The following is a 14,532-nucleotide window of genomic DNA, read 5'->3' on the forward strand; positions in this document are numbered from 1 at the left end:
ATGGATTTCAAGCAACATATCGCAATTGTACCGGATTATCCGAAAGAAGGTATTGTGTTTAAAGACATTACACCTTTAATGAATGACGGTAAAGCATACAAAGCAGCAACAGATGCAATCGTTGAATACGCAAAAGAAAGAGATATCGATGTTGTAGTAGGACCAGAAGCTCGTGGTTTCATTATCGGTTGTCCAGTTTCTTATGCGTTAGAAGTAGGATTTGCGCCAGTTCGTAAATTAGGAAAATTACCACGTGAAGTAATTACAGTTGACTACGGTAAAGAATATGGTAAAGATGTTTTAACAATCCATAAAGATGCAATTAAGCCAGGTCAACGCGTATTAATTACAGATGACCTATTAGCTACAGGTGGAACTATCGAAGCGACAATTAAGCTAGTTGAAGAACTTGGCGGAGTTGTAGCAGGGATTGCATTCTTAGTAGAGCTTACTTACTTAGATGGTCGTAAAATGTTAGATGGTTACGATGTATTAGTATTAGAAAAATACTAATCACTATATAGGTAAAACTACGGTGATAAAAAGTACCCGTGAATCTCTTGGAGAGGAGCGGGTACTTTTGTATAATTGAACAAAAAATCATGGTGAAATGTCAGTAAAATCTTTTCCTTTTCACAATTCACAATCATTGGGTTATAATGATAGAATATAATTTATTCTATTAAATAAAGATAAAGTCAATTTTCAATAAAAGGTGATTCGATGGCAAATGAGCAGGTACTAACAGCTGAACAGGTACTCGAGAAAGCAAGTCAATATTTAGTGGATGAAGATATTGAGCTAGTAGCACGTGCCTATGAATATGCACGCGATGCGCATAGCGAACAATACAGAAAATCGGGTGAACCGTATATTATTCATCCAATTCAAGTTGCAGGTATTTTAGTTGATTTACACATGGATCCAGCTACGGTATCAGCAGGTTTCTTACATGATGTAGTGGAAGATACAGAGATTACGTTAGAAGATATTGAACGGGAATTTAACAAAGAAATTGCTATGCTTGTTGATGGTGTTACGAAGCTTGGGAAGATCAAATATAAATCTCACGAACAACAACAAGCAGAAAACCATCGCAAAATGTTTATTGCAATGGCTCAAGATATTCGAGTTATTTTAATTAAACTAGCTGATCGTCTTCATAACATGCGTACATTGAAACATTTGCCTCAAGAGAAGCAGCGTCGCATAGCGAATGAAACGCTAGAAATCTTTGCACCTTTAGCACATAGACTCGGAATTAGTACTATTAAATGGGAGCTAGAGGATACGTCACTTCGCTATTTAAATCCACAACAATATTATCGTATTGTAAATTTAATGAAGCGTAAACGTGCAGAACGTGAAGAATACTTAGACGAAGTAATGACTGGTATTCGTGAGAAATTAAAAGAAGTTGCAATTCAACCTGAGATCTCTGGAAGACCGAAACATATTTACAGTATTTATCGTAAAATGGCACTGCAAAATAAACAGTTCAATGAAATTTACGATTTATTAGCTGTACGTGTTGTTGTAAATAGTATCAAAGATTGTTATGCAGTGCTTGGAATTATTCATACGTGCTGGAAGCCGATGCCAGGTCGTTTTAAAGATTATATTGCAATGCCAAAAGCAAATCTATATCAATCTCTTCATACGACTGTAATTGGACCGAAAGGTGATCCACTTGAAGTGCAAATTCGTACGAAAGAAATGCACGAAATTGCAGAATTCGGGATCGCGGCACACTGGGCATACAAAGAAGGAAAAACAGCAGAAACAACAGGTACATTAGAGAAGAAACTCACGTGGTTCCGTCAAATATTAGAATGGCAAAATGAAGCTTCTAATGCAGAAGAATTTATGGAGTCATTAAAAATTGATTTATTCTCTGACATGGTATTCGTCTTTACACCGAAAGGCGATGTAATGGAATTACCACTTGGATCGGTTCCAATTGATTTCGCGTATCGTGTCCATTCGGAAATTGGGAATAAAACAATTGGTGCAAAAGTAAACGGGAAAATGGTAACGCTGGATTATAAATTAAAAACCGGCGATATCATTGAAATTTTAACGTCGAAACATTCATATGGCCCAAGTCAAGATTGGGTAAAACTTGCTCAAACATCTCATGCGAAAAATAAAATTCGTCAATTCTTTAAGAAACAACGTAGAGACGAAAATATTGAAAAAGGCCGTGAACTTGTTGAAAAGGAAGTACGTGGTCTAGAGTATGAGATGAAAGAAGTATTAGCGCCTGATAACTTAAAACGCGTCGCTGAGAAATTTAACTTTGCAAATGAAGAAGATATGTTTGCAGCAGTTGGATATAGCGGAATTACAGCTTCGCAAATTGTTACGCGACTAACGGACAAGTTCCGCAAGCAACGCGAAGAAGAAGAAATTGTTGAAGTCAAAGAAGTTCGTAAACCGATGAAAATTCGAAAATGGGATTCTGGTGTAAAGGTAAGCGGTGCTGATAATTTATTAATCCGTTTATCGAAATGCTGTAACCCAGTTCCGGGTGATGATATCGTTGGGTATATTACGAAAGGCCGAGGTGTATCGATTCACCGCCGTGATTGTGTAAATGTTCATACAGAAGAAGCGATAGAACGTTTATTAGAAGTTGAGTGGGAAGGTAGCCCTGAAAAAGAAATAGAGTATAACGTTGATATTGAAATTTCAGGTTACGATCGCCGCGGTTTATTAAATGAAGTACTGCAAGCTGTTACAGAGACGAAAACATACATTTCAGCTGTTTCTGGTAGAAGTGACCGTAATAAGATGGCAACAATTAATATGTCAATCTCGATTCGTAACTTACAACACTTGAAAAAAGTAGTAGAACGCATTAAACGCGTTCCAGAAATTTATGCAGTACGACGCATGATGCATTAATAGGGAGTGTAGAAAGATGAGAGTTGTTTTACAACGATCAAAGAAAGCGTCTGTCACAGTAGACGGTGAGATGGTAGGACAAATTCCGTTCGGTTTAACATTACTAGTTGGCATTACGCACGAAGATACAGAAAAAGATGCAACTTACATTGCAGAAAAAATTGCAAACTTACGTATTTTTGAAGATGAGAGCGGAAAGATGAATCATTCTGTACTTGATGTAGAAGGACAAGTTCTATCTATTTCGCAATTCACATTATACGGAGATTGCCGCAAGGGAAGACGTCCAAACTTTATGGATGCTGCGAAACCTGATTATGCAGAGCGTTTATACGATTTCTTTAATGAAGAAGTTCGTAAACAAGGATTACATGTGGAAACAGGGAAGTTCGGAGCAATGATGGATGTTTCTTTAATCAATGATGGTCCGGTGACCTTAATTGTAGAAAGTAAATAGTGTTGATAAAAAAGAGAGGGTTATATAATCCTCTCTTTTTTATACATTGTTGTATGTTTTGTTCATTTATTTGGAATCAATAGCAGTTTCGTTTATGTATAACTCTTTCATCAATATGGAACAATAAAAAGTAAAACATCCATATTGAATGTGAGGGATATACGTATGCGTATGAATGAAAAAGGGCATTCTGTTACAAATGGTGCAAATCAACTATTTAACGTGAATTTTCATGATTTTATTTCAAAAGAGCAAAACAATACTTCAATGGAGCTTGCTTCCGAGTTTGGGATTTCTCTTCAAGATGTAAAGCGTTTAAAGAAGCAGATTGAACGTTCTTAGAGCACTTGACAATCCTACTTAACAAACGTATAGTAATTTTATATTTACATATGAATATAACCGTTGATAGAGAAGAGTAAATGAGACACACATGGAAAGAGAAGGAATGTCTTAGGCTGAAAACATTTCTGCATGATGACTGATTGAATGACACTCTAGAGGTTTCAACTTGAACGGCATATACGCTTAGTAGGGATGAACGCACATTTAAGCGTTATTAAAAAAGTGGAAGCATACGTGCTTCAATTAGGGTGGCACCACGGGTATAATACTCTCGTCCCTACTGTTTAAACAGTAGAGGCGGGAGTTTTTTTATTTTTATTAAGATTAAAACAATTTGAGGAGGAACTGAATATGTCTATTCAAATTCCACGCGGAACGCAAGATATTCTTCCAGGCACTGTTGAGTTATGGCAGTATATCGAAGGGCAAGCACGCGAAATTTGCCGTCGTTACAATTATAAAGAAATTCGTACACCAATTTTTGAGCACACTGAGCTATTTTTACGCGGTGTTGGTGATACGACAGATATCGTACAAAAAGAAATGTACTCATTCCAAGATCGTGGAGAGCGCAGCTTAACATTACGTCCAGAAGGTACTGCACCTGTTGTACGTTCTTACGTTGAAAATAAAATGTTTGGTGATGCAACACAACCAACGAAATTATACTATATTGGTCAAATGTTCCGTTATGAAAGACCACAAGCAGGTCGCTATCGTCAATTCGTACAATTCGGTATCGAAGCAATCGGCAGTAATGACCCTGCAATTGATGCAGAAGTAATTGCACTTGCTGTTGAATTTTACCGCGGCATGGGCTTGAAAAATATTAAAGTTGTATTAAACAGCTTAGGTGATGCGGCGAGCCGTCAAGCACACCGTGATGCATTAATCGCACACTTCGAGCCACGTATCGGTGAGTTCTGTTCTGACTGTCAATCTCGTTTAGAAAAGAACCCTCTTCGTATTTTAGATTGTAAGAAGGACCGTAACCATGAATTAATGGGAACAGCACCATCTATTACAGAATACTTAAATGAAGATTCAGCAGTATACTACGACAAAGTTCAAGAGCTATTAACGATGATGGATGTTCCGTTTGAAAAAGATCCGAACTTAGTGCGTGGTTTAGACTACTACCAACACACTGTTTTTGAAATTATGAGTGAGGCAGACGGTTTCGGTGCGATCACTACATTAAGCGGTGGTGGCCGTTATAACGGACTTGTACAAGAAATCGGTGGACCAGAAATGCCAGGTATCGGTTTTGCAATGAGTATTGAACGTTTAATTATGGCGCTAAAAGCTGAAAACATTGAATTACCACTTGAACATAGCATTGATTGTTACGTTGTGGCGCTTGGCGAAAAAGCGAAAGATCATGCTGCAAAAGTTGCGTTCGATCTTCGTAAAGCTGGATTGTCAGTTGAAAAAGATTATTTAGATCGCAAAATGAAAGCACAATTTAAATCAGCAGATCGTCTAAAGGCGAAATTTGTAGCTGTATTAGGAGAAGATGAGCTAGATAAAGGCATCATTAACTTAAAAGATATGGCAACAGGTGAACAAGAAGAAGTAGCGTTAGATGTATTTGCTTCATACGTAGCAGAGAAATTAATATAGGGGGAACTTACAGTGGCTGAAAGAACACATGCATGTGGAAAAGTAACAGTAGAAGCTGTTGGACAAACAGTTCAATTAAAAGGTTGGGTACAAAAACGCCGTGACTTAGGTGGATTAATCTTTATCGACTTACGTGACCGTACAGGTATCGTGCAAGTTGTATTTAACCCAGAAACATCAAAAGAAGCGTTAGAAGTAGCAGAAACAATTCGTAGCGAATACGTATTACACGTAGAAGGTACAGTTGTTGAACGTGGTGAAGGCGCAATTAATGACAATATGGCAACTGGTCGTATTGAAGTACAAGCAACAAAAGTAAATGTACTAAATGCAGCGAAAACAACGCCAATCATCATTGCTGATGATACAGATGCATCAGAAGATGTGCGTTTAAAATATCGTTATTTAGACTTACGTCGTCCAGTAATGTTTAACACATTCAAAATGCGTCATGACGTAACGAAAACAATTCGTAACTTCTTAGACACAGAAGAGTTCTTAGAAGTAGAAACACCAATTTTAACGAAAAGCACGCCAGAAGGAGCTCGTGACTATTTAGTGCCAAGTCGTGTACATGATGGTGAATTCTATGCATTACCACAGTCACCACAGTTATTTAAACAGCTTCTTATGGTCGGCGGATTTGAGCGTTACTATCAAGTAGCACGTTGTTTCCGTGATGAAGATTTACGTGCGGATCGTCAACCGGAATTCACGCAAATCGATATCGAAGCTTCATTCTTAACACAAGATGAAATTTTAGATATGATGGAGCGTATGATGACGAAAGTTATGAAGGATGCAAAAGGTGTAGAGGTTAGTGCACCATTCCCTCGTATGAAATATGCTGATGTAATGGCTCGCTACGGTTCTGATAAGCCAGATACACGCTTTGAAATGGAACTAACAGACTTATCTGAGTTTGCAGCAGGTTGTGGTTTTAAAGTGTTTACAAGTGCTGTAGAAAGCGGCGGACAAGTAAAAGCAATTAATGCAAAAGGTGCTGCAAGTAAATATTCTCGTAAAGACATCGATGCATTAACTGAATTCGTGAAAGTATACGGTGCAAAAGGTCTAGCTTGGCTTAAAGTTGAAGAAGATGGCTTAAAAGGACCGATTGCGAAATTCTTCAGTGAAGAAGATGCAAATGTGTTAATGAGCACATTAGAGGCTACTGCTGGCGACTTATTACTATTCGTAGCAGATAAGAAGAGCGTTGTTGCAGATAGCTTAGGTGCACTTCGCTTACGTCTAGGTAAAGAGCTTGAATTAATTGACGAAAGTAAATATAATTTCCTATGGGTAACGGATTGGCCACTTCTTGAGTACGATGAAGATGCAGATCGTTACTTCGCAGCTCACCACCCATTCACAATGCCATTCCGTGAAGACGTTGAGTTACTAGAAACAGCACCAGAAAAAGCACGTGCACAAGCATATGACCTTGTATTAAACGGTTATGAGCTTGGTGGTGGATCACTTCGTATTTACGAGCGTGACGTACAAGAAAAAATGTTCAAAGCACTTGGATTCTCACAAGAAGAAGCGCAAGAGCAATTCGGGTTCTTATTAGAAGCATTCGAATACGGTACACCACCACACGGCGGAATCGCATTAGGTTTAGATCGTCTTGTTATGTTACTTGCAGGCCGTACGAACCTTCGTGATACAATTGCATTCCCGAAAACAGCAAGCGCAAGCTGCTTATTAACAGAAGCTCCAAGCCCAGTTGCAGAAGCACAGCTTGAAGAGTTAAACTTAAAATTAAGCTTAAAAGAAGAGAAGTAAGAATAGGGTCTAGATGGTTATACTATAACCGTCTAGACTTTTTTTGAGAGGTTGTTTAAAAAGTCCGGTTTAGATAACTGTCGCATCTCATCGTTGCTTCGCCAGTCCGGTGCTCGAGTAGTATTTTTCTACACTGCGCTCCTCCTGGCTTCAGCGCCTCGATCTGCTCGGTTCTCTAAATCCTCCTTTTTAAACGTGTATTTAGGAAGAAATGAAATTCTGGTCTATGTTTTCATTTTCGAAATATGTATTTTTAGGAATTCTATAACTTTTTCTATACAAATAGTCGGAAAAACGCTAGAATACATGGTAGACCATTTTTGTAATAGGAGTGTAGAGCTGAATGTTACATCAATTTTCACGTAATGAATTAGCCTTCGGTAAAGAAGGACTTGAAATATTAAAAAATAGTACAGTCGGTATTTTAGGAATTGGCGGCGTAGGCTCTTTTGCAGCTGAAGCGTTAGCACGTTCTGGCGTTGGACGTCTTGTATTAGTTGATAAAGACGTTGTAGATATTACAAACGTAAACCGTCAAATTCACGCTTTAGTATCTACTGTAGGACGTTCAAAAGTAGAATTAATGAAAGAGCGTATCGCAGACATTAATCCGGAATGTGAAGTAATTGGACTAGAAATGTTTTATACAGATGAAACATATGAAGAGTTCTTTAAACACGGTTTAGATTTCGTAGTGGATGCATCTGATACGATTACGTTCAAAATCCATTTAATTAAACAATGTTTACGTCGTAAAATTAAAATTATCTCATGTATGGGTGCAGCAAATAAAATGGACCCAACTCGTTTCCGTATTGCGGACATTTCTAAAACACACACAGATCCGATTGCGAAAGTCATTCGTACGAAGCTTCGTAAAGAGGGTATTAAAAAAGGTGTAAAAGTTGTCTTCTCTGACGAAAACCCAATCGTAATTCGTGAAGAAGTACGTAAAGAAATCGTACCAGACGAAAATGCAAAAATTCGTAAAGCGAAATTACCGCCTTCATCAAATGCATTCGTACCATCTGTGGCAGGCTTAATTATGGCAAGTCACGTTGTACGTGAACGTATTAAAAATGTAGAAGTGAAACGTGTAGGGCAAGAATAAAGTAAAAGCATATATCCATTTTGGATATATGCTTTTTTATATGTATTAAAGAAATATGGATATTTGCATTACTACTAGTTCAAATGTAAGTAACGCTAGTAAGTGATGATCATATTTATCTGATGTATAGGCGGACGTCTTTTTTAGACTGTTAATGGTGAAAAGAGCTAAAGTCAGGACGAGAAGGCCAAGAGTTATTTTGAAGATTATTAATGAAATAGCAACCATCCCCCTTTAAAGGTATATGTTTATAATAATATTTTAGTAAAAAATATCTAATCCGTTTTAGGAGTTTCCTTGTATGACAAGGAGGAATGTTATTGTCAATCTTTGTCGTTAAATCGATATCCTTTATTGAATCGTTGATATATTGCAAGTTGTGATAGATATATTCGAAAAATCGTTGATATATTGCAAGTTACGATAGATATATTCGAAAAATCGTTAATATAATTTCATTTACCGACATGTATATATATGATTTACCGAAAACAAACAAGGATGTCACTCAGTCAAAAAAGTGACATCCCTGTTTTTAATTCTCAGCAGAATAAATAATATCTAAATTCCCGTTTTGATCGGTTTTGAAAATCGGGGCAATTTGCTCTTCTTGCTCTTCGACCGAAACAAGTTTTCGAGCACGATCCATAATTCGAACAAGCATCGCGTAATCTTCTTCGATTGCTTGTTGTTTTTTTGTGAGTACCGCTAATTTCGTTTCAAGTTCATGATTCGTTTTTTGCAGAGAAGTGAGCTGAGCTTGTAATACATCATTTTCAGTTTGCAACTTTGCGAGTGAAGGGTTATTATGCTCCAAGTTTTGCAAAAATGAGATGACATTTTGCATCGTAAGTTCTTGTTTACTTGGCGTAATATCTTCAGAAAACTCAGCATCGATTACGAGTTGTTTCGTTTTCGTGAACTGATTTTTTTCTATTTTAGCTTCAGAGCGCTTTAATTCTTTACGTTGTTTCTTCGCAAGCTGCACAGCATCTTCGTAATTCGGTCTTACTTCAGCATTCCATCTAAAGCCGCAAGCTGCTGAAGTCCGGTTCAACATATCGCCGACTTCATCAAATGCTTTTATTTGTGTACTTCCGCTGCGAATATGTCGTAAAACAGTTTCTGCTAAAAGGAGATCATCTTCTTTTGTCCATGCATCTTGACGTGTTTTCATAAGCGAAGCCTCCATAATGGTGACGTTTTCGTTTATGTTACCCTTTATTTTTCGTTTTATTCGAAGTTTGTAATCTTTCATAAACAGTAGAAAGTGCTTGCTCAAATTTCCCTGTCGTTTTCGGTTTATAATATTGCTTGTTTTTTATTTTATCAGGTAAGTATTGTTGCCTTACCCAGCCGTTTGGATGGTCGTGTGGATATAAATATCCAATGCCTCTTCCAAGTGATTCTGCGCCTTTGTAATGACTATCTTTTAAATGGCTTGGAATGTCACCTGTTTGACCGTTGCGTAAATCGTGTAATGCAGCATCAAGTGCTTTATAAGCTGAATTTGATTTTGGTGATAAGCATAGCTCGATAACGGCATTTGCAAGTGGGATGCGTGCTTCTGGGAATCCAACTCGTTCAGCTGATTCAATTGCAGCTAGTGTACGTGGTCCAGCTTGTGGGCTAGCAAGTCCAATATCTTCATAAGCCATAATAAGAAGGCGTCTGCCAATACTTTGTAAATCACCTGCTTCAATAAGGCGTGCTAAATAATGGAGCGCTGCATTTACATCACTTCCGCGCACTGATTTTTGAAATGCTGATAATACGTCATAATGAGCATCGCCGCCTTTGTCGTGAACGAAGCTCTTCTTTTGTAAGCATTCTTCTGCAATCTCGAGTGTGATTTCAGCCGCTTGATCGTCTGTAGTAAAGCTAGATAATACAGCAAGCTCAAGTGCGTTATAAGCGGAACGCATATCACCACCAGAGGCGTTTGCAAAGTGATGTAGTGCTTCATCTGTTACCGTTACAGCATATTCTCCAAGGCCTTTTTCTTTATCTTCTAAAGCTCTTTTTAACCCAATTAAAATATCATCTTCTGTTAGTGCGTGTAATTCGAAAATTTGACACCTGCTTCGAATAGCGGAGTTTATTGCATGGAATGGATTACTTGTCGTTGCACCAATTAAAGTAAGAAGTCCGCTTTCTAAGTGAGGTAATAGAAAGTCTTGCTTTGCTTTATCTAGACGGTGAACTTCATCTAAAATTAAAACGAGGTGTCGATGCATCTTCGCTTCTTGTACGACAACTTCCATATCTTTTTTATTGTGAGTAACAGCATTCAATAGACGAAACGGGGTACCGGTACTTCCAGCAATTGCACTGGCAATGGATGTTTTTCCTGTACCTGGAGGACCGTATAAAATCATAGATTGAAAATGATTGGCTTGGACCATTCGCCATAAAATCTTTCCTTCACCAACTAAATGTTGTTGCCCAATAATTTCTTGAATATTTGTAGGGCGCATTCGATGTGCGAGTGGTTGTTTCATTTGGACCGTCTCCCTTAATATATAATCTCGTTCTATCGTATCATTTTTTTCTACGAAATTTGAAATAGGATGCTGTTTTATGGGAAAAATAAAGGATAATATTTTCATTTTTCTTTCAATTGTAATAATTCCCGAGTTTTTCAATGTGATTTTATGTTATCATTTTGATACACAAGTTGAAATTTCTTATAATACTATATTATGCTATAATTTCATAGGATTTTAAATTGTGTTCTTTTTATAAATAAGATATAACCAATAGAAGTGAAAATTTGAAAAGAGGTGCAAAATAGATGAAAATTTCAACGAAAGGCCGCTATGGCTTAACAATTATGATTGATCTTGCAAAAAAGTTTGGTGAAGGTCCGATTTCATTAAAATCAATTGCGCAGGCGCATGACTTATCTGAGCATTACTTAGAGCAATTAATTTCACCACTTCGTAACGCTCGTCTTGTAAAGAGTACGCGCGGGGCATATGGCGGATATGTATTATCTGATCAACCGGCTAACATTACAGCTGGGGATGTAATCCGTGTATTAGAGGGACCGATTAGTGTTGTAGAAATGATAGAAGAAGAAGAGCCAGCGCAGCGCCAGTTATGGATGCGTGTTCGTGATGCGGTGCAAGAAGTGTTAGATAGTACAACGTTAGAAGATTTAGTACGTTATGAGGAAGAAAATCACGGGGGCTATATGTTTTACATTTAATTCCTTGTGAAACGATTTGGAAAGAAGGAGATTTAATGGAACGCATTTACTTAGATCATGCTGCGACATCTCCGACTCACCCAGAAGTGGTCGAAAAGATGATTCCATATATGACAGAAATATTCGGGAACCCGTCTAGTATTCACTTTTATGGACGTCAAACTCGTCACACAGTAGATGAGGCGAGAAGAGTGTGTGCACGCAGCATTCATGCGAATCCGAATGAAATTATATTTACGAGCGGTGGTACAGAAGCTGATAATTTAGCGCTTATCGGTGTAGCACGTGCGAACCGTCATAAAGGTAACCACATTATAACGACGCAAATTGAACATCATGCGATTTTGCATACGTGCGAATTGTTAGAGCGTGAAGGGTTTGAAGTGACATATTTACCTGTCGATGAAACAGGGCGCATTCAAGTTTCTGACATACAAAAGGCATTAACAGAAGAGACGATTCTTGTATCTGTTATGTTTGGGAATAATGAAGTAGGGACGATACAACCGATTGTGGAAATAGGAAAGCTGTTAAAAGAGCATCAAGCGTATTTCCATACAGATGCGGTACAAGCTTACGGTTTAGTAGAAATTAATGTGAAAGAGTTTGGTATTGATTTATTATCAATTTCAGCTCATAAAATTAACGGGCCAAAAGGTGTAGGGTTCTTATACGCTGGTGCAAATGTGAAATTTGAACCGTTATTAATAGGCGGAGAGCAAGAAAGAAAACGCCGTGCTGGTACGGAAAATGTGCCTAGTATTGCTGGGCTTCAGCATGCAATTCTTATAGCTGAAAAAACTCGTGAGCAAAAAAATGCCCAATATGAAGAGTTTAAAGATATAATGGTATCTGTCTTCAAAAATGAAGGCATTACTTTCGAGGTAAACGGAAACTTAGAACATCGCTTACCGCATGTACTTAATGTAAGTTTTACAGGAATGAACATTGAACCGTTTCTTGTGAACTTAGACTTAGCTGGCATTGCAGTATCAAGTGGTTCTGCTTGTACAGCTGGTTCGATTGATCCATCACATGTATTAGTAGCGATGTTTGGAAAAGACTCCGATCAAATACGTTCATCCGTACGCTTTAGTTTTGGACTTGGAAATACGAAAGAGCAAATTGAAAAAGCGGCGTACGAAACAGTGAAAATCGTGAAGCGATTAACACAAAATTAGCATGGGAGGTGACATGATGAACAAACTACCTCACGAAACACGCGTTGTCATCGGTATGTCCGGTGGCGTCGATTCATCTGTAGCAGCACTTTTATTAAAAGAGCAAGGTTATGATGTAATCGGAATTTTTATGAAAAACTGGGATGATACAGATGAGAATGGTGTCTGCACAGCAACAGAAGATTACAATGATGTAATTGAAGTGTGTAACCAAATTGGTATTCCGTATTATGCAGTAAACTTTGAAAAACAATACTGGGATAAAGTATTTACGTACTTCTTAGATGAGTACCGAGCTGGTCGTACACCAAACCCAGATGTAATGTGTAATAAAGAAATTAAATTTAAAGCATTTTTAGAGCATGCAATTGCGCTTGGTGCGGATTATGTGGCAACAGGCCATTATGCACGCGTTGCTTATATGGACGGCGAATATAAAATGCTTCGCGGTGTTGATGACAATAAAGATCAAACATATTTCTTAAATCAATTAAGCCAAGAGCAATTATCAAAAACAATGTTCCCGTTAGGTGAATTAAAGAAACCGCAAATTCGTGAAATGGCGAAAGAAGCTGGCTTAGCGACAGCGGCGAAAAAAGATAGTACAGGTATTTGCTTCATTGGTGAGCGTAACTTTAAAGATTTCTTAAGTAACTACTTACCGGCACAACCAGGTGTAATGCAAACATTATCTGGTGAAGTGAAAGGGAAGCATGACGGTTTAATGTATTATACAATTGGACAACGTCATGGCCTTGGAATTGGTGGTAATGGTGACCCATGGTTTGCTGTTGGGAAAAATCTAAAAGAAAACATTTTATATGTTGATCAAGGATTCCATAACGAACTTCTATATGGTGATGAAGTTATTGCTACGAATGTAGGATGGGTAAGTAACAAAGAAAAAGAAACAGAATTTAAGTGCACGGCGAAATTCCGTTATCGTCAAGAAGACAATAAAGTAACGGTTCAAATCGTTGATGAAAATACAGTTCGTATTCTTTGTGATGAGCCAATTCGTGCAATTACACCAGGACAAGCAGTCGTTTTCTATGATGGAGATGAGTGCTTAGGCGGTGCTACAATTGATGAAGTATACCGTAGTGGTAAGAAATTGGATTATTTAGGATAAATGAGAAGCCTCTGCCGATTAGCGGTTAGAGGTTTTTTTACATAAAGCGAATTTTCGTTCGCTTGGAAAATACATTCTTTGTTATAATTTGTTGTAGAGGTGAAGGACATGTCAAACAAACTTGAAACAGGTATTCAATATATGCAAGAAGGAAACTGGGAAGAAGCAGCTAAAAATTTTACAGAAGCAATCGAAGAAAATCCGAAAGATGCGCTTGGGTACATTAATTTTGCAAATTTATTAGACGTATTAGGTGATAGCGAGCGAGCGATTTTATTTTATAAACGTGCACTAGAGTTAGATGATAAATCTGCAGCAGCCTATTATGGTTTAGGAAATGTATATTATGGCCAAGAGCAATTTACTGAAGCGAAAGCTGTATTTGAACAAGCAATGCAAGCTGGATTACAATCAGCTGATGTAACATTTATGTTAGGTATCACACATGTACAGCTTGGAAATGATCGTCTTGCACTACCATTCTTACAAAGAGCAACAGAATTAGATGAAAACGATGTAGAAGCTGTATTCCAGTGCGGACTTTGCTTCGCGCGATTAGAACACGTTCAAGAGGCGAAACCTTATTTTGAAAAGGTATTAGAAATGGATGAGGAGCATGCAGATGCGTATTACAATTTAGGTGTTGCGTACGTATTTGAGGAAAATAATGAGAAGGCTCTCGCTTTATTTAAGAAAGCAACTGAAATTCAGCCAGATCACTTTTTAGCGGGTAATGGCGTTCGTTTATTAGAGCAAGAAGCTGAATAAGATAAAAAT

General features: G+C 37.8%; 13 protein-coding genes and 1 other annotated feature. Of the genes, 11 read left to right on the top strand and 2 right to left on the bottom strand.

What is annotated here, in order from left to right; translation table 11 throughout:
• From QO049_RS15600 to QO049_RS15630, 7 genes are all read left to right on the top strand, one after another.
• Complete coding sequence (locus QO049_RS15600; RefSeq protein ID WP_000346215.1) at nucleotides 1-513, top strand: adenine phosphoribosyltransferase; 513 nt, start codon at nucleotides 1-3, stop codon at nucleotides 511-513.
• A 210-nt stretch (nucleotides 514-723) separates the two neighbouring features.
• A complete protein-coding gene (gene relA / locus QO049_RS15605; RefSeq protein WP_001262811.1) occupies nucleotides 724-2,907 on the top strand; it encodes a GTP diphosphokinase in 2,184 nt (727 codons plus the stop codon).
• A gap of 16 nt (nucleotides 2,908-2,923) precedes the next feature.
• Nucleotides 2,924-3,364 carry a D-tyrosyl-tRNA(Tyr) deacylase gene (locus QO049_RS15610; protein WP_284489325.1) on the top strand — a complete coding sequence of 147 codons (441 nt, stop codon included), beginning with the start codon at nucleotides 2,924-2,926 and terminating at the stop codon, nucleotides 3,362-3,364.
• Nucleotides 3,365-3,529: 165 nt separating this feature from the next.
• On the top strand, nucleotides 3,530-3,706 hold the full coding sequence (locus tag QO049_RS15615; RefSeq protein WP_001242605.1) for a hypothetical protein: 177 nt from the start codon (nucleotides 3,530-3,532) through the stop codon (nucleotides 3,704-3,706).
• Between the two features lie 54 nt (nucleotides 3,707-3,760).
• Nucleotides 3,761-3,991, top strand: a binding site (T-box leader).
• A gap of 69 nt (nucleotides 3,992-4,060) precedes the next feature.
• Nucleotides 4,061-5,332, top strand: a complete 1,272-nt coding sequence (gene hisS / locus QO049_RS15620; RefSeq protein WP_097862002.1) for a histidine--tRNA ligase — start codon at nucleotides 4,061-4,063, stop codon at nucleotides 5,330-5,332.
• Between the two features lie 12 nt (nucleotides 5,333-5,344).
• A complete protein-coding gene (aspS, locus tag QO049_RS15625) occupies nucleotides 5,345-7,120 on the top strand; it encodes an aspartate--tRNA ligase (protein ID WP_284489326.1) in 1,776 nt (591 codons plus the stop codon).
• A gap of 343 nt (nucleotides 7,121-7,463) precedes the next feature.
• The gene (locus QO049_RS15630; RefSeq protein ID WP_000903176.1) at nucleotides 7,464-8,231 is read left to right on the top strand and encodes a tRNA threonylcarbamoyladenosine dehydratase; all 768 of its coding nucleotides are present in this window, start codon (nucleotides 7,464-7,466) and stop codon (nucleotides 8,229-8,231) included.
• A 535-nt stretch (nucleotides 8,232-8,766) separates the two neighbouring features.
• Here QO049_RS15630 and QO049_RS15635 read toward each other — a convergent pair.
• Entirely contained in the window at nucleotides 8,767-9,408 is a 642-nt protein-coding gene (locus tag QO049_RS15635; RefSeq protein WP_284489327.1) for an RsfA family transcriptional regulator, read from the bottom strand.
• Nucleotides 9,409-9,445: 37 nt separating this feature from the next.
• Nucleotides 9,446-10,732, bottom strand: coding sequence for a replication-associated recombination protein A (locus QO049_RS15640; RefSeq protein ID WP_000812919.1), 1,287 nt, complete (start codon nucleotides 10,730-10,732; stop codon nucleotides 9,446-9,448).
• Between the two features lie 293 nt (nucleotides 10,733-11,025).
• Here QO049_RS15640 and cymR point away from each other — a divergent pair, with 293 nt between their 5' ends.
• The 4 genes from cymR to QO049_RS15660 all read left to right on the top strand — a co-directional run bounded on the left by cymR (nucleotide 11,026) and on the right by QO049_RS15660 (nucleotide 14,523).
• Entirely contained in the window at nucleotides 11,026-11,442 is a 417-nt protein-coding gene (gene cymR / locus QO049_RS15645; RefSeq protein ID WP_000704116.1) for a cysteine metabolism transcriptional regulator CymR, read from the top strand.
• Nucleotides 11,443-11,477: 35 nt separating this feature from the next.
• Nucleotides 11,478-12,623 (top strand): cysteine desulfurase family protein, encoded by a 1,146-nt coding sequence (locus tag QO049_RS15650; RefSeq protein WP_284489328.1) that lies wholly within the window; start codon nucleotides 11,478-11,480, stop codon nucleotides 12,621-12,623.
• 16 nt (nucleotides 12,624-12,639) lie between these two features.
• Complete coding sequence (mnmA, locus tag QO049_RS15655; protein WP_001038010.1) at nucleotides 12,640-13,755, top strand: tRNA 2-thiouridine(34) synthase MnmA; 1,116 nt, start codon at nucleotides 12,640-12,642, stop codon at nucleotides 13,753-13,755.
• A 108-nt stretch (nucleotides 13,756-13,863) separates the two neighbouring features.
• The gene (locus QO049_RS15660) at nucleotides 13,864-14,523 is read left to right on the top strand and encodes a tetratricopeptide repeat protein (RefSeq protein ID WP_000066409.1); all 660 of its coding nucleotides are present in this window, start codon (nucleotides 13,864-13,866) and stop codon (nucleotides 14,521-14,523) included.
• Nucleotides 14,524-14,532: the final 9 nt, after the last annotated feature.

The sequence above is a fragment of the Bacillus sp. RB3 genome, from assembly GCF_030164735.1.
Taxonomy (GTDB): Bacteria; Bacillota; Bacilli; order Bacillales; family Bacillaceae_G; genus Bacillus_A; species Bacillus_A cereus.